Here is a 16,827-nt window from a genome sequence, read left to right as displayed (position 1 = left end):
AGATTTACCTAATTATACGAATTGATATATTGGTTAATGGTTTTTTTCTTAGCTTTGGGCTTCGCATTGATCGAAAAATTGAACTAAATAAATTAACGGCTTCCTCAATCCTACTATTGTAAGTATCCTTGGTGAAGAACATAACAAGTATTTGCAACTAACTAATTTTTTAATTACTACTAAATGACAAAGAAAGTAACGGATCAACCTGACAAATATGCATTTCCAGTTATAGATCTTTTTGCAGGTCCGGGTGGCTTAGGCGAGGGCTTTTCATCAATTTATAATAAAAAAAATGAAAGAGTCTTTAGTATAAAACTATCAATTGAGAAAGATTACCATGCACATAAAACTTTACGCCTAAGAAGCTTTTACAGACAATTTAAACCACAAGACGTTCCTGAATTATACTATGATTACATCAAAGAAAACGACTCAAAGAAAAAAGAAGAACTCTTTGAATCTTTGATTGAAAAGAATCAAAAAGAATGGCAGAATGCTGAAAATGAAGCTTGGAAATTTGAATTACCTCATGAAGAGGGATATAATGATCAACAGATTAAAAAAGCACACGAAGAAATAGACAGACGAATTTCAGCCTGTTTATCACCTAAAAAAGATTGGGTTTTAATCGGAGGCCCCCCTTGTCAAGCATTTTCACTTGTTGGAAGGTCAAGGAATCAATTAAAAGATAATGTCAATAAAAAAGATCATAGAGTATTTCTATATAAAGAGTATCTAAGAATAATAGCCAAACATCACCCTGCAATCTTTGTGATGGAAAATGTAAAAGGATTATTATCAGCAAAAGTAGATGGAGAGAAAGTCTTTACTTGGATGAAGAATGATCTTAAAAACCCAGGATCTGTATTTGAAAACCTAGATTCTCCGACATACAAAGTATTTTCTTTTGTAAAAGAGCCTGATTCATTTGATGAAAATGGATTTCCGGAATATAAAGACGACAGAGCCTTCCTAATTAAAACTGAAAAATTTGGTGTTCCTCAAAAAAGACATCGTGTAATATTTTTAGGCATTAGACAGGATATTGATGCTTCAAATATCAAAACACTCGAGAAATCCGAACTCGTTTTGCTAAAGAATGTAATCGGGAGCTTACCCAAAATAAGAAGCGGAATTGGAAGAGAAATTATTGGTTCCAAAGAAAACGGCAAGCATATTTATAAAAAAATTATTAATAATCAAGAAAACTGGGAAGATTCCGTTTCCTTTTATAGAGCAAAACTTGCTGAAGAATTTAAAGACATCAAATTAAATAAAAAGGAACAATCGCCAAGTAGCGAAGGGTTAAATTTTCTAGAATTCAAGGATGCAGAGAAAGAAAACCCTTTAAAGGATTGGTATAAAGATCCAAGATTAACTGGAATATTAAATCATGAATCACGCACGCATTTGAAGGAAGATTTGGCTAGATATCTTTTTTCTTCTATTTATTTGCAAAAGAATGGTGACTTCCCCAAATTAAGAGATTATCCAGAGTGGTTATTACCAGAGCATAAAAGTGCTAAAGGTGGAAAATTTGCAGACCGTTTTCGTACACAACGCCCAGAATTTCCTGCAACAACTATAACCAGTCATATATCAAAAGATGGACACTATTTCATTCATTATGATCCATTACAATGCAGAAGCTTAACAGTACGTGAAGCAGCACGAATTCAATCATTTCCTGATAATTATTATTTCTGTGGTGCAAGAACACATCAATATCATCAGGTTGGAAATGCAGTGCCTCCTTTTTTGGCCAAACAGATTGGGGACATTGTAATTAGTATACTTAAAAAGATCAAATAAAATACGTTTTCTTAAAATCAAATTATGTTAGATTTTACTGAATATATCTCAGAAGAAACTCCACCCAAAGCAGGGGCTATGATTAATACGTTTCGTGCTTTTGGGTATAATCTTCAAACCGCTATTGCGGATATTATTGACAACAGTATTTCAGCTAAGTCTCAAAATATATGGATAAACTATGAATGGAATGGAGCTGAATCTTGGTTAACCATTTGTGATGATGGGGAAGGTATGGATGTTCAGACATTAGTTAATGCAATGACTCCCGGAAGTAAAGATCCTAATGATGAAAGAGATGCCAATGATCTTGGTCGCTTTGGCCTAGGTTTGAAAACATCTTCATTTTCCCAATGTAAAAACCTGACAGTTGCCTCAAAAAAAAATGGTTTTAATACAATAAAAAGAGCTTGGGATTTAGACTTTGTTAATAAAACTGGAAAATGGTCATTACTTGATTATATATCTAACGAGCAATATTTCGAAAGATTATCTAGTCAAAAGAGTGGAACTTGTGTTATTTGGGAAAAACTTGATCGACTAATAGGTAATTCTCATAAAGAAAATGAAGCCGCTAGAATTGTTTTTCTAGAAGAACTTGCTCTAGTTGAGAGTCATTTAAGTATTGTATTTCATCGTTTTCTTGAAAAAAGAAAATTCAAGTTATGGATAAATGAATCACTCGTTTTACCTTGGGATCCATTTATGAAAGAGGAGGATGGTGGACAATTAGTTTCTGATGAACTTTTGGATGATGGAAATGTTCATGTGAAATGTTATGTGTTACCCCATATTTCAAAAATTACTGCTGAAGAAAGAATTTTAGCCAAGACTGAAGACTGGTATAAATTGCAGGGTTTCTATATTTATAGAAATGAAAGACTCCTGCTTTATGGTGATTGGCTAGGCTTATTCACCAAAAATGAACATTATAAGAATGCTAGGATTTTAATAGATATCCCCAATAAACTTGATCATGATTGGAAAATAGATATAAAAAAAGCTACAGCTACACCATCAATCATAATCAGGAAAGATTTAGTCCGACTAGGTAAGCTCACGAGGTCTAATGCAGCTAATATTTATAGGTTTCGTGGTAATCAATTAATGCTTGATGATTCAATAACAAGTTTCAGTTTTCAATCAATTTGGAAAGCGTCAAAGCATAGAGATGGTGCAATAAATTATTACATTAATGAAGAGCATCCCATCGTTTCGAAAATTCTTAACGCTCAAAAAATAGAGCCTAAAGAATTAAAATCGCTGCTTAAATTAATTGGAAATACAACTCCTGTGGAATCGATTATTCAGAATTACAGTGAGAATCCCGAGAGCATTGAATTAAGAAATGTAACCAAGGAGCTAGATACCGGAACTGCTCAATTGGCTCAAATGATGTTTTCATCTCTTAAAATATCTGGAATTAGTAAAGATATTGCAATTAAACAAATTTTGAATATTGAACCTTTTAATGAATTTCCTCAACTAATTGAAATCTTAAAATAATATGAGTCATTTTGAAAGTGCGAGAAATATTGCCCATGTTCTACTCCAAAAATATAAGAAGAAGGATATTGTAAATGCAACTATAGCGATTGAAGTTGAAAATATTTTTCTAATGCCTGGTTTTGATAGTCTTGATAAAGAAGAATTGATCTCACAATTGGAAGCTGATTTTGATATTTACTCAAAAGAGGCAACTTTATTAGTTGCAGAAGATGTTCTTCCTTGGCTTTATGATGAAAAATCAAAAATAAATCCTGAATTATGGAATAGGTATAAGATATATATGAATCAAAAAGATGCATCGTTTCCGATGGGTTCACTTGATGATATTACAGATAAGATTCTAGATAAATGTGTTAATCCTAAAGTAAAAGGTAGGTGGGATCGAAGAGGAATGGTTGTGGGGAATGTTCAATCAGGAAAAACAGCAAATTACACGGGATTAATAAATAAAGCTACTGATGCTGGATATAAGTTGATTATTGTCATTGCTGGTATTCATAATAGTTTAAGAGCACAGACACAAAGTCGAATTGATGAAGGTTTTATTGGACGAAATAGTTCTGACTTTATCTTAAAACAGCGAAATATAAAAACTGGTGTTGGTTATATTAAAGCAGAAACCGAGATCTATTCATATACTTCATCGGATGCAAAAGGGGATTTTAATAGGAATATTGCTAGCAGAATAAGTGTTCCTATTGGAGGGAAAAGCCCAACTGTTTTGGTTATTAAAAAAAACAAAAGCATTCTTGAAAATCTTATTTTATGGCTTCATCAATTTGCTACAACGGATGAGAAAGGCGACAATAGAATATTTGATGTGCCTTTGCTCCTAATTGATGATGAAGCAGACAATGCTTCCGTTAATTCAGGATCAGAATTGGATATTAAAACAATAAATAGACTAATTCGTACTTTATTAAATCTTTTTAATCAAAATACATTTATTGGATATACAGCCACTCCTTATGCAAATATCTTTATTCCCTCCTCTTGGAGCGATACTCTAGAAACTATAGTTAAAGATATTCGGATGAAGATAGGTGAAGACTTATTTCCACGTGATTTTATTGTAAATATTCCACCACCTTCAAATTATGTTGGTGCAGTACAGGTCTTTGGTTATGAGAATAGCGATACTGGTGAAGATTTTGAAGGATTGGATATAATTAGAACCGCAGAAGATCAAGAGCCCTATTTCCCTTTAAAACTGAACTCGAAGAATAAAGGAGATTTGCCAGACGATGTACCATCAAGTTTAAAAGAAGCGCTCAAATCATTTATTCTTACCTGTGCAATAAGACGCTTAAGAGGGCAGGAAAACAAACATAATTCTATGCTTATTCATGTGGCACTATATGTTGCTTGGATTGACCGCGTTGCATGGCTTGTAAATGAAATTATGCGAGATTATAAACTTCAGATAAGATCAGGGCAAGGGAATTTGATAAATGAATTGAAAGATCTATTTGAAAATGACTTTATTCCAACAACTGATAACGTAAAAGATAATATCGCATATACAGACCATAAAATCAAACAGCATTCTTGGGATGAAATAATATTAGTGTTAAACGATGCTGTTTCAAAAATCGAAGTTCGCTCTGTTCACGGTACAAAAAATACAAGATTACTAGAATACCATAATATTGAAGATATTAAGTACGATGATTATAAGAATGGGATGTCTGTTATAGCCGTTGGTGGAAATCGTCTTGCAAGAGGCATTACATTGGAAGGCTTATCTGTGAGTTATTATTTAAGAGCATCTCGTCTATATGATTCTTTAATGCAAATGGGACGTTGGTTTGGGTACAGACCTGGTTATATTGACTTATGTCGACTATTCACTACAAATCAACTCATAAATTGGTATAGGCATATAACGCTGGCTACGGAGGAAATGCGAGCCGATTTCGATGAAATGGCAGCTAGCAATAAACAGCCGGTTGATTATAGATTAAAAATAAGAACTCATCCAGGAATATTAAACATTACAGCTGCAGGAAAGATGCGAGAGCACCAAAAGATTCTAGTAGGTTTTTCTGGTAAAATAACACAGACGTATCAATTAATAAAGAACGAGAAAATTGTAAAGAATAATTTAAATGTTTTGAATAGTTTACTGGTTCGTTTAGAAAATCCCAAGAAAAGATATACTTTATCAAAGAAGCTGAATGGATTAAATTGGGAAAATGTAGCGCCTGAAAAAGTCATGAGTTTTCTTGAGGGGTTTTCCACTAATCAACCAAATATCCGTACAGAATTGCTAAATCGATATATACAAAAACAAAATAGTAAAGGTTTATTATTAGATTGGACTATTGCTCTTATTATAAATTCTGAAAGTGAAAATTCATATGAATTCAAGTATTTAAATGGCTCTGTTGTAGCAGGTTTATCCAAAAGAACAAATACTAAAATCGGTGGTGATTCTTATTTTACCTTATCAAAAAATAACATTTTCGATCCTACTCATAGAAGATTAGACTTGGAAATGAATAACAAGAACCCAAAAGAATCGGAGGTCAAGAAAATAAGAGCTAAAGTAGGAAAATCATTATTAGTTATTTATCCTCTTGATTGGACGGTTGATACAAAGCTTGAAGATGGTATTCCATTAGTTGGATGGGGTTTAGTCTTTCCTGAAATTAAAAATGAGGAAAAAGTGGAATATGCAGCACGTCCTTATAGTTCTAGTTTTGAAGATACACAATCCGATGATGATATAGACACAGATGAGTAGAATTAAAGAAATATGGAATAGTCAGGCAGCTTCATTTAAAAATGAAGTTATAAGACATAGGGTAGAAGATATCAAGTACTTGAAATGCTGTATTGGAACAGTGTCTGTATCTAAAGCTAAAATATTCACTTTAGAGATAGACCCACAAGTAAAAGTACATCCAAATTATTTAAAGCGTTTTATAGGTGTTGAGGTGCAGGTTCTGCAAATAAATGAACACCAAAAGGAGCTTGTCCTAATTCTCTTAGAAGAAGAGTTAGCTGATGTGTTTGTTATGTTTATAGAAGATATTATTCAGAGTCTCGCAGATGTGAAAAATTCTGAAGATGCTCTATTAATCATTTCAAATCGTATCAATTATTGGAGAAAACTATTCGGGAAATTTACAAATGGATTATTAAGTTCACAGCAACAAAGAGGCCTATATGGAGAATTATATTTTTTAAAGCTTCTGCTTGAGCTAGACGGGATTAATAAAGATAAAATTATTAATGCTTGGCAAGCTCCCGATGGGGCTAATCAAGATTTTTATTTCAATGGAATCGCCGTGGAAGTTAAAACTTCTATTGCAAATACGCCCAGCATTAAAATAGCAAATGAATTTCAATTAGATATTGACGAGCTGAAAATATTGTTTATTTCATTCTATAAGTTAAACGAATATCCTAACGGGGAAAATACCCTTTTTAATATCATAACAGAAATAAGAAATATACTTAACCTATTTGTTAATTTGAAGCGAGAGTTCAATCTTAAATTGGAAATTCTTGGGATTTCTCTGGAAACAGAGTCAGAATATGATAAAATCGGATATTCTATTTCAAGGGAACTATATTATAAAGTTACTGATAATTTCCCTAGAATTACTTCCGAAATAATTAATCAAGCAATTTCCAAAGTGTCTTATGAGATTTCTCCTATTGCCTGTGTGGATTTTGAAGTAGATATTAATGAGATTACTAAAGAAATAATATAATGCAGAATAATAATATAGATTTCGAATTAGATTTATTTATTCAAAACCTATTTCATGAGGTACAATCATTAGTCTATTCTGATGATAACGGCGATTCTAAGGAAAACAAGTTTACTGAATACGTAATGGATATTTTAGCTGATGCTGGAGAAACTGAAGGAGTGAGATTATGTCATTACATCAAAGAAAACAAGTTTGAAAACATACAGTTTAAAATTAATGGTTATGCCTTAGAGGAAGGTTATGAGAACATTGATATATTTATCTCTTCGTATAAAGACACAAATGAGTTTTATAAAATAACTAAAGCTGAATTCGAGAAACTAATAAAGTGGTCTTCGGGTTTTATTAACGCAGCTTTAAAAGGATTCTTAGATGATATCGAGCCATCCATTGAAGCATATGGGTTAGCTTCTTTACTGACCAAGGAAAGAAAGAAAATAATCAGAATTAATGTTTTTGTGTTGTCAAATGGAGATATTCCGTATGATCCTCCTTCAGATTTTAAATTAATAAACATGGAGGAAGTCTTGATTAATTTTAAGATTTGGGACATTGAGAGACTTCATAGGTTATCACTTTCTTCAGGAAATAGAGAGCCAATAGAGATAGATTTCGAGGAAACTCTGGGCGAAACAATACCTTGTTTAGAAATGCCTTCTAAAAACGACCTATATGAGTGTTACCTTGCAATTGTACCAGGGACTGTCCTTTCAGTATTATATAGAAATTATGGAGTAAGACTTCTTGAAAGTAATGTTAGAGCATTTTTACAACAAACGGGGAAAGTTAATCAGGGAATAAGAGATACAATACGCTTCAATCCGCATATGTTTTTGCCATACAATAATGGTCTTGCTACAACAGCTCAAGCTGTAAAGACCAAAATTACAGATAAAGGCCAATTAGTTATTACTTCGGTAAAAGATTTTCAAATTGTAAATGGTGGCCAAACAACAGCTTCACTATTTCATACTGCAAAAAAATATAAAGAGGCTAATATCTCCGAGGTTTTTGTTCAAATGAAACTTACTGTAATTAAGGATGAAATAAAAAAAGATGAAACTGTCCCATTTATATCACGATATGCCAATAGTCAGAATAAAGTTTCTGAACTAGATTTGACTTCTAATAACCCATTATTACAAAGGCTTGAAGAGCTTTCCAGAACTACTTTCGCAATAGATCTTAATGACAGAAATAAGCAGACAGTATGGTTTTTCGAACGTGTAAAAGGTCAATATAAAGAAGCTTTAAATAAAGAGCCAACCGTTAGTAAACAGAATGCTTTTAAATTAAAGTATCCTAAGAATCAGATTATAATAAAATCAGATGTAGCAAAGTATATAAACTTATGGGAGTTGAAACCTTTTCATGTATCAAAAGGCTCACAAAAGAATTATACTATTTTCCTTCGCGAAATAGAGAAAAAATTTAAGAAGAATAAAGCTAATCGTATATTTTGGATTGATATTGTAGCTAATGCCATTTTATTTCGAGCAACAGATAAGCTATTTGGCAGAAAGAATAGTGATCCAATTGGAGATACTAATATTAAATCACACACAGTAGCTTACACCTTATCCTATTTCCACCATATTACTGACAATAAATTAAATCTAGGTTCAATATGGGACAATCAAAATGTTGCAACAGAACTTCAGGTAGAGTTAAAAAAACTACTTATTTTTGTTTATCACTTTTTCACTGGATTAGATGTAGCACTAATAAGTGAAGCTGCAAAGAGTGAGAAAAACTGGACATTATTAAAGGAAAAAATAAATTATCCTTTAGATTTAAATGTTGTCAATAAATACTTAATTACAGAAGCAGATTATAAATCTAGATATGAAACTATCGTGGATGATGTTGCTGAAAGTGAAAGATATAATACACTAGAGAAAATTACTTCTCTAGGTTTACGTTTTTGGGACGGACTTTGTATTTTTATGTTGAGGACTGATTATTTATCAGAAATACAACATAATTACATAACTACTATTAGAAAAAAAATTAAAACGAATGGTAATTTCACGGATTTTGAAATAAAAAGAGGTGGAATCATAATAGATGTCCTAGTTAAAAACAATGTGGATTTTGACAAGGTCAAAGCTCTTAGCAGATTTGAAGAAGCAGATCTCAGCATGCCCTCAACCATATATAATAGACTAAAACTAATCGATTCTAGTACTTGGAATAGAATTATTGCTCTTGGTGAACAGACTGGAAAGTTAAGCTTTCAAGAAGTCAGCGTAATTAAGACAGTTATCTTAAAACTGAAAAAACATGAATCTATTGATTTAAGAAGATTACAAATTGTTAATAATTCTTTAGAAAAAGTAAAGAAATATGGATTAAACATTTAAAATATTTTTAGCTGCTTTGTTTCCCATAATGTTTTAAATAAGATAAAATATTCTTCGCTTTGAATAATATTTACTCATAAGAATAAGGTTGTTTCCCACAAAAAAACCCAATAACAAAAAAAAGAGTTATCGGGCTTTTCCTGATACAAATTAAAGCTAGAATTTAAAACTCAGCCCCAATATAAAGTTCCTACCGGGCTCATAATACACCATATTAGTGCCTGGTATTTGGTTTTTGTATGCTCGGCTTAAATGCTCCACATAGTTTTCATCGAAGATATTCTCTATGTTCATGGTCACATTTAAACCTCTTCCTATATGATAGCGGGCCGATAAATCGAATACCTGAAAAGCATCGGATTTACTCTCGTTAAAACTCAAAGAAACTCGGTCTTGCTCCATCACAAAGCGGAAGTTAAAAGTGGCGCCCCAGCGTTTGCTTTCATAATTTAAACCTAAATTAAACTCCATGGGAGGAATCTCTGCCAAAGGCTCATCCATAGTCACGTTTTCACCAATGGTATAAGACCCCGTTCCATAAACATTCAAGTTTTTCCAGAAGGTATATTTCAATGCTGCCTCGAATCCATATAATCTAGCATCCTCCACATTTTCGTAACGCTTGGCAAACTTAGGCTCCATGCAAGGCATAAACTTTTTGCTTAAGGTGGTGTCTAAATTGGCTTGGATATAATTCTTTACCAAGGCATAAAACACTCCCGCCTCCAATGAGAATTTCTGCTTATTGAGCTTGAATTTCAAATCGTTTTGGAAGTTCTGCTCCATCTCCAAATTCGGATTCCCCACATATTCATAAGCATCCATGCCCACGGTTAAATGGTTGAGGTATCTTTCTATCAGTTCTGGGGCTCTTTGTCCCAAACCTATAGACCATTCTAGAAACATCCCCTCTGAGAGTTTATAATTCAATCTACTGTTGAGCATAAAAGCCACATCGTCTTTTTTGCCTAAATCAGGATAGAGGGCTTCAAAATCTGGTGCTGGCTCTTGAATATCGGATGAGACCATATCGAATCTAGCTCCTGCCTTCCATTGCCATACATCAGAAATCTGCCAATTAGATTCTACAAAAACACCCAAATCGCTCTGCTTACTGTCTTGCCAAATGGCATCGGTGAATGTTTTTGGTGGATCCATGACCATTCCGGTACAAGGATTCTCGAAGACTATTCTTTCTCTATCCCCTTGTTTGCCAATTAACTTATAATCGGCACCAAACAAAAGATGATGATTTTCCGAAATACGATAGGATAATTCACCACGTGCACCATAGGTTTGTGATTGCAATGCAGAAACGGCATCCACAATTTTTAGATTAGGACGTCGGTGATTACTCATCTGATGGTCTATCATATTCCCAAAAACCTTAAACTCGGCTCTATAGATTTTCTTTGTTGCATCTTTATAGAGATAACGCAGTGCACCCGTACTGGAATTGTCAAAATCGCCATCCATGGGCAATCCAGCAAAAAGCACATCTTTGGCAAAGGATTGTTTCCAATCTAAGATAATCTGGTTTTTAGGATTGATAAACCAAGCGGCTTGCGCACTATAATCGGAATGCTTAAAGCTGGAAAGGATTTCTGTTCCGTCTCCACTTTTATAATTTCCGAAGTCTTTAAGTCCACCATAAACTTTGAGCAGATATTTTTTATCCGAAATTTGAACTCTGGCTTGACCATCAGTACTTTCTCCATTGGTATGATAGAACCATCCTGCATAACCATGTACTTGAAAAGAATCTGTTGCCCTTGGGTCTTTGGATTTAAAATTGAGGATGCCTCCGGTATTCATTCCATACCTCACACTATAAGGACCTTTTATGATTTCAATGGATTCTAAGTCCTCCAAGTTGATATGAGAAGTGGGGGCATCCATTCTATTGGGACAGGCAGGATTGGTTTGCATAAAACCATTGCTCAAAAGCTGTAATTGGTCGGCTTTGAATCCTCTAATGACGGGGTCGGTAGCATAGTTTCCTCTTTTGATGAGGCTGATATTGGGGCTTTGTTTGATGATTTTCCCCACATCTTCTTTGCTTCTGTTGTTTTCTGTGATCTTGATTTCTTCATCGGTGCCTAGGCTGTTGCCAAAAACTTCAAGTCCAGAAATATTTAATGTGGTATCCACTTGTTGGGCATAGTTATTCATGCCAAGCAAAATGATGGAGATACCCAAAATGTATTTGATTTTGTTCATTTAATTTTTGATTTGTTTTGAATGAGATATAATCCCAATGAGGCATTCTTAAAGTCAATAATAGGAAGGTATAGTTCACTTTTCTTTGTGAATCTTGGTACTTCTTTGAGCCTTCTTTGTGCAATAACTAAATAAGCCATATCACAAAAGACACAAAGATCACTCAAAGTTCCACAAAGGACTTTTAGGGTAGCTATGCATTCTATTGAGATTATTTTATTAAAACTGTATGTTCAAGAAAATTAAACTAGCATTTTGGGGGGATGGAAGATATTATCTAAAAAAGGCTGAGCAATTTGGGGAGGGGACAAACAATGATGACTTCCTCCATTGATATGTTCAAAGCTTTGATTTTCTCCTTGCAACAAAATAGCGATAATCTCAGGATAGAATATTGGAGCCACTGTTTTCGAAAAAGGATGCTCCTCTTGCGCAGGTTTTTGCTGGTCTAGTTGCTTATTCAAGTGGCATTTTCCATTACAAGCTGGCTTCTCTGGATTGTCTTTATTCTCGCAGAGCACATTCACAAAATAATCGTAATTCACATAATAGTTGATATATACCAATGTATGATAAGATTGGTAGGACATAAAGGCCACAACTAAAAATATGGAAAGAATTTTCTGTGTCATTTGCCTTGCAAATTTATTCCAATTTATTTACGCATCCAAATACCTGAATTAAAGATGGGATTTACTGTTCAAATTTAATATATTCTATTCAATATCCTGTTGAATTTTTAAAAGGATGGATCAAAGCAAATAAATGAAATCAAAAGGAGCTGTTTAGGCTAATGTTAATCCCTTTATTGGTCGGCAATAAGAGATTGTTACCAAAAAGATCTTCTAGCCGACCAATAATATATTTCACATTCATAACCATGGGCGATGCCCATGGCTATTCATATTGAAGGCCTTCAGCCTTCTTTTAAAGAATGATATGGGAAAGCAAAAGCTTCGAAGGATAAACCTCTGGCCGACTTAAAAAAAACGAGAAGTTTTATTACCCCGAGTTGAAACTCGGGGTAATTTTACAAATTCCTATATGACATCTAATTATTTTGGGTGATTAGACAGGTAAGGTCAAGTTTGAGGCTTGTGATTGCTGAATAACAAAAAGTTTGCTTTTGCAAATGTTTGTTTTCAGTAAGAGCGTAACGAAAAAATCGGCCTTATATGACAATCACTTCTTAAAGAATACTTTTCTGAGCCAGCGAGGCAACACAATAGCCCCAATTAATAAATAAGGATAATAACTGATCACCCTCCAAAGCAAAGCCAAAGGAACGGCCCATTCTAAATTGGGGATGATATCGCCTAAGAAATCCTTGAAGACAAATTCTGCAATACCACTGCCTCCAGGAGTTGGGCTAATCAATAGAATAATCCACATGGTGAGTTGACGGGCATAGATGAGAAAATGGTCAACGAGCCCCAAATGGCTAAAAAAGAAAGCCATAAAAAGGAAATTCACCACCCAATATCTGGCTGTCCAACTAATAAAAGTAGCGGTAAAACTCTTCAACCAAAAGCTAAAACTTTTGCCTTTAAATTCTTCAGAAGTAATCACTAATTGATTGGAAAGTTTACGAACTTTTAATCTCCATCGTTTTAAAAATGGCAATAGAAAAACCCAGGAAAGCAGTTTTTTTATGGTATGAGGATTAATAAATAAAGCATAAAGAAGGAGGAGGGTATAAATAAAAATAATCCCATATCCTATCCAAAAGTAGATCACTAAATTCCCCAGAAACGACAAGCCTTCCTGTGGGAAAGCCATATTTCCAAAGAATAAAATCATCAGGGGCACCATAATGATGAAAAAGAGCTCGTCGAGGAAAATAGCCGTTAAAACTACCGCCGTGCTTTTTCCCAAATTCAAGCCTTCTTTATAGAGAAAGTAAATGGCTGGTCCTGTTCCACCTACCACGCTTGGGCTTACGGCAGAGCTAAATTCCCAAAGCATAATCACATCAAAGGTATTTCTCCAGGTGATTTTTTGATGAGTGAGTATGCGAATACGCCACATATAGGCAATATCACGTATGGCCATCATCAAAAAGCTAATGAATAGCCAAAAACCAGCCGCTGCTGTCCATTGAAAAAAGCTAAAGGTTTCGGGATTGATTTCATTATACATCAGCCAAGCCACCATACCCAATCCCAGAACGATGGGAATCATGATTTTTGATGGGCTAAGATTTTTCTTTAGCTGTGTGTATTTTTTGCTGTCTTCGTGATTCATTAGATCGCAAAGGTAATATTTTATGAGGATCGCTCTGTTAATCCATTATAAACTTTTAAGGAAGTCTGTTACTCAAATCCTATACTAAAATTAAAACCTCCTAAGTTTTTAGCTGAATGTAGAACTGAAATATGTTTTTTGCTTTGTGGAACTTTGCGAAACCCCTGGCTGACGGCAGGTAGGCTTTGTGCACCTTTGTGGTACAGCTATTTATTAGTTAAAATAAAGAACACTAAAAACCAAATTACATGAATAGATTTTTAACTATTCTCCAAGCTTTCCCCTAATAATATCAGCCACACGAAACGAATTGGCATAGATGGTCCAAGTGTGAGTAACACTGCCACCGGTGGGCATCCAGCTGCCATCGGTAACAAATAAGTTGCTTACATCATGGGCTTGGCAATGGGGATTGAGCACCGATTCTTTGGGATCTTCTCCAAATCTACAGCCCCCAGCCACCAAATTTGGAGGAGGAGCACCACTAATATTCGAACTGATATTTCTGGCCCCCATTTCTGCTAACAAATGCTCGGCTTTTTTTGCCAATACTTGCCCTACTTTCACATCTCTTTCATGGCTATATATTCTAATGTGGGCTACCGGATCTCCCCACTTATCGGTTACCTCTTCCGATAATTTCACATAGCAATCGTCGGTGGGTAACCAATCCACAAAAACTTCAAAGTTTAGACTCCTCAATTCGGTGAAATAATGCTTGAGCTTTTCTTTGAGCTTGCTGCCATAAACCAGGTTTCCTTCATTATCCCATTTCTGATGTATGGCTCTGGTGATTCCATTATTATGCTCCATTAAAAAGTCAATGCTCCCTCCTTTTACGGGTTTTGCAAAAGGCTCTTCCTCTATTTCATACCATTGATGGATTGTTCTATTTACAAATACGCCAAAAGCCTTTAACTGATTCCAGCTCGCCTCGTCTAAATCTTCTCTATAAAACTCTCCACTTCCGGAACCTCCTCCAGAAAATATTAGATTTCTCCCCACTTGCCCTGAATTATTAGCCAATCCATTGGGGAAATTAGGGCTTTTACTCATCAATAAAAGGCGGGAAGTTTCAATGGCTTGAGCAGCCACTACAAATATTTTGGCAGTCGCTTTTTTCGCCTGACCTGCAATATCATAATAATGTGCCACCACTACTTTTTGATGCTCTTCCTCCAAATTAAAAACCTTGGCATTGGGAATGACATCCAAGTTTCCTGACTTTAATGCCTTATTTAAAAGAGCAGCTCTTGAACTGCCTTTGGCATCGCTACTACAACCATAGCTTCCGCAATATCCCGAATAATAGCATGGGTTTCTATCGCTCTGGGGGCGACTTAATATAGCTCTTGGAAGGACGAGTGATTTATAATCGAGTTTCAAAGCAGCTTGATCTACCCATTTGGCAGCTACATTTTCCGCTAAAGGAGGATAAGGGAAGTCAGTAGTAGAACGAGGTTCTGCCATTGGATGGGGAATCACTTTTCCTGAAATACCAATAATTTGCTCCACTTTGGCATAATAAGCTTCTAGGTCTTCATATTTCAAAGGCCAGTCAACAATATTGGCCCCTTCTATTTCGCCATATTTAGATAATAACTGAAAGTCATTGGGTTTTAATCTATTGAAATATCCGCTCATGAAATTGGAGGAACCGCCCACACAGTTTCCATTCCACATATCTTGGCCTGTTTCATAGTTGGAGCGTGCTATCCATTCCCCATCTGAGTTTTGTTTCTCAATAACTTGGGGCTCATCCTTGAGCTTGGGTGTATAGACACTTCTTCTGCTGCTTACTATTTCATCTTTGCTAAAGTCTTTGGTTTTAATCCATGGGCCTTTCTCCAAAATCAGAACTTGATGGCCCGCTAAAGCCAGCTCGTAGGCCACAGGTCCAGCTCCAGCGCCACTTCCTATAATACAAACATCGTATTTCTTCTCTTTTGGCATTAGCTTTTGTTTTCTTGATTGACGTAATTGAGGAAGTTTCCATATTTCATTTCTTCAATGGGGCGAGGATGTCCTGGATTATGCTCCAGCCAATTCCAGCTTTGCTTATCCATATTAGCACCATAAATAGGATCGGATAAAAGTGCTTCAAATATAAAGTTCAGATTCATGGAATACCAAGACTCTCCCCAAACTTCTTTACTAATCAACTCTAAAATTTCTTCTCTCTCCATTTCTGATAATTCTAAAAATGATAGCCCTTTCTCTTCTTGGGCAGTCTCCTCCACCCATGCTAATCCATTGATGAAGTATTTTTTTTCTATTGGGTCCATGTTCTCATCACTTAAAACCCATTGCATATATTTTTCGGCTTTAAAATCCACGGCTCCTGGTCCATTTCCATCAGCAGGGAAAAGAAAATTTTGCACTAAAACTAATATACTTTGCTGCTCTTCGTTTAGGCTATAGTCAGCGGTTTGATTCTTACCAGAGCTACAGGCCATCCACCATGGAATCTGAGTAGCCACAGCTCCGGCCAGAAGGACTCTCAAGAATTGACTTCTTTGCATCCTCCATTTTTGCGGAGATTGCAGCGTTTTGGGTATGAATTTTGTTTTATCTGTCATGGATTTATTGGATCGTAAAAGGAAGCCTAATCTTACAAATTTAATGATGTTTTTGATTTAAACCACAAAGGTAAAATAAGGTAGAGACATTGGCAAAGGATCCATTATGTCCTTATTGGTAAAGCCATATTACATAGGTATTACAGAAAACAAAGGGCTTTCATTGGGTACATTCATCTTCAGAAAGACTTAAGGCTTCTTAAATAAAACTTCAACTTTCTTGAAAATCGTTATTTCCATCGAAAGACATTATAAATCAACAATACACAACACTCAACCCATTGAATGACAAGAGAATAAATTCGTTTCCTCCCTATAGGCATTAGCGTTAACTTAAGCAAAAAGCTCTTTCAATTTGTTGCTCAAAATTTA

At 34.8% G+C, this 16,827-nt stretch carries 10 protein-coding genes; 5 read left to right on the top strand and 5 right to left on the bottom strand.

Going from position 1 to position 16,827, the window contains the following annotated elements:
• Positions 1-183 precede the first annotated feature (183 nt).
• Genes HNS38_RS11385 through HNS38_RS11365 form a run of 5 tightly spaced genes read left to right on the top strand, consistent with a single transcriptional unit; the run spans position 184 to position 9,412 of the window.
• Positions 184-1,815 carry a DNA cytosine methyltransferase gene (locus HNS38_RS11385; RefSeq protein ID WP_172346500.1) on the top strand — a complete coding sequence of 544 codons (1,632 nt, stop codon included), beginning with the start codon at positions 184-186 and terminating at the stop codon, positions 1,813-1,815.
• A 24-nt stretch (positions 1,816-1,839) separates the two neighbouring features.
• Positions 1,840-3,321 carry an ATP-binding protein gene (locus tag HNS38_RS11380; protein WP_172346499.1) on the top strand — a complete coding sequence of 494 codons (1,482 nt, stop codon included), beginning with the start codon at positions 1,840-1,842 and terminating at the stop codon, positions 3,319-3,321.
• 1 nt (position 3,322) lies between these two features.
• Positions 3,323-6,070, top strand: a complete 2,748-nt coding sequence (locus HNS38_RS11375; RefSeq protein WP_172346498.1) for a Z1 domain-containing protein — start codon at positions 3,323-3,325, stop codon at positions 6,068-6,070.
• Positions 6,063-7,046 (top strand): PD-(D/E)XK motif protein, encoded by a 984-nt coding sequence (locus HNS38_RS11370; protein WP_172346497.1) that lies wholly within the window; start codon positions 6,063-6,065, stop codon positions 7,044-7,046. Before HNS38_RS11375 ends, HNS38_RS11370 begins: the two co-directional genes overlap by 8 nt.
• On the top strand, positions 7,046-9,412 hold the full coding sequence (locus HNS38_RS11365) for an AIPR family protein (protein ID WP_172346496.1): 2,367 nt from the start codon (positions 7,046-7,048) through the stop codon (positions 9,410-9,412). The genes HNS38_RS11370 and HNS38_RS11365 overlap by 1 nt, the downstream gene beginning before the upstream one ends.
• 156 nt (positions 9,413-9,568) lie before the next feature.
• On the opposite strand, the gene HNS38_RS11360 is transcribed toward HNS38_RS11365, so the two are convergent.
• The 5 genes from HNS38_RS11360 to HNS38_RS11340 form a co-directional block, all read right to left on the bottom strand.
• Entirely contained in the window at positions 9,569-11,632 is a 2,064-nt protein-coding gene (locus HNS38_RS11360) for a TonB-dependent receptor (RefSeq protein ID WP_172346495.1), read from the bottom strand.
• Between the two features lie 242 nt (positions 11,633-11,874).
• Positions 11,875-12,264 (bottom strand): hypothetical protein, encoded by a 390-nt coding sequence (locus HNS38_RS11355; RefSeq protein WP_172346494.1) that lies wholly within the window; start codon positions 12,262-12,264, stop codon positions 11,875-11,877.
• A gap of 550 nt (positions 12,265-12,814) precedes the next feature.
• Positions 12,815-13,813 carry a lysylphosphatidylglycerol synthase transmembrane domain-containing protein gene (locus tag HNS38_RS11350; RefSeq protein ID WP_172346493.1) on the bottom strand — a complete coding sequence of 333 codons (999 nt, stop codon included), beginning with the start codon at positions 13,811-13,813 and terminating at the stop codon, positions 12,815-12,817.
• Positions 13,814-14,140: 327 nt separating this feature from the next.
• Positions 14,141-15,829: a GMC family oxidoreductase gene (locus HNS38_RS11345; protein ID WP_172346492.1), complete on the bottom strand. Its 1,689-nt coding sequence runs from the start codon at positions 15,827-15,829 to the stop codon at positions 14,141-14,143.
• Positions 15,829-16,398 (bottom strand): gluconate 2-dehydrogenase subunit 3 family protein, encoded by a 570-nt coding sequence (locus HNS38_RS11340; protein ID WP_172346491.1) that lies wholly within the window; start codon positions 16,396-16,398, stop codon positions 15,829-15,831. The genes HNS38_RS11345 and HNS38_RS11340 overlap by 1 nt, the downstream gene beginning before the upstream one ends.
• Positions 16,399-16,827 lie beyond the last annotated feature (429 nt).

It is taken from the genome of Lentimicrobium sp. L6 (assembly GCF_013166655.1).
Lineage (GTDB): Bacteria > Bacteroidota > Bacteroidia > Bacteroidales > UBA12170 > UBA12170.
This window is presented reverse-complemented; position numbering and strand designations above follow the sequence as displayed.

Excerpts from the sequence above, each read along its gene's own strand:
- HNS38_RS11380 (WP_172346499.1), top strand. The coding sequence starts at position 1,840 with ATGTTAGATTTTACTGAATATATCTCAGAAGAAACTCCACCCAAAGCA.
- HNS38_RS11345 (WP_172346492.1), bottom strand. The coding sequence starts at position 15,829 with ATGCCAAAAGAGAAGAAATACGATGTTTGTATTATAGGAAGTGGCGCT.
- HNS38_RS11350 (WP_172346493.1), bottom strand. The coding sequence starts at position 13,813 with ATGATTCCCATCGTTCTGGGATTGGGTATGGTGGCTTGGCTGATGTAT.
- HNS38_RS11370 (WP_172346497.1), top strand. The coding sequence starts at position 6,063 with ATGAGTAGAATTAAAGAAATATGGAATAGTCAGGCAGCTTCATTTAAA.
- HNS38_RS11355 (WP_172346494.1), bottom strand. The coding sequence starts at position 12,264 with ATGACACAGAAAATTCTTTCCATATTTTTAGTTGTGGCCTTTATGTCC.
- HNS38_RS11365 (WP_172346496.1), top strand. The coding sequence starts at position 7,046 with ATGCAGAATAATAATATAGATTTCGAATTAGATTTATTTATTCAAAAC.
- HNS38_RS11360 (WP_172346495.1), bottom strand. The coding sequence starts at position 11,632 with ATGAACAAAATCAAATACATTTTGGGTATCTCCATCATTTTGCTTGGC.
- HNS38_RS11340 (WP_172346491.1), bottom strand. The coding sequence starts at position 16,398 with ATGCAAAGAAGTCAATTCTTGAGAGTCCTTCTGGCCGGAGCTGTGGCT.
- HNS38_RS11385 (WP_172346500.1), top strand. The coding sequence starts at position 184 with ATGACAAAGAAAGTAACGGATCAACCTGACAAATATGCATTTCCAGTT.
- HNS38_RS11375 (WP_172346498.1), top strand. The coding sequence starts at position 3,323 with ATGAGTCATTTTGAAAGTGCGAGAAATATTGCCCATGTTCTACTCCAA.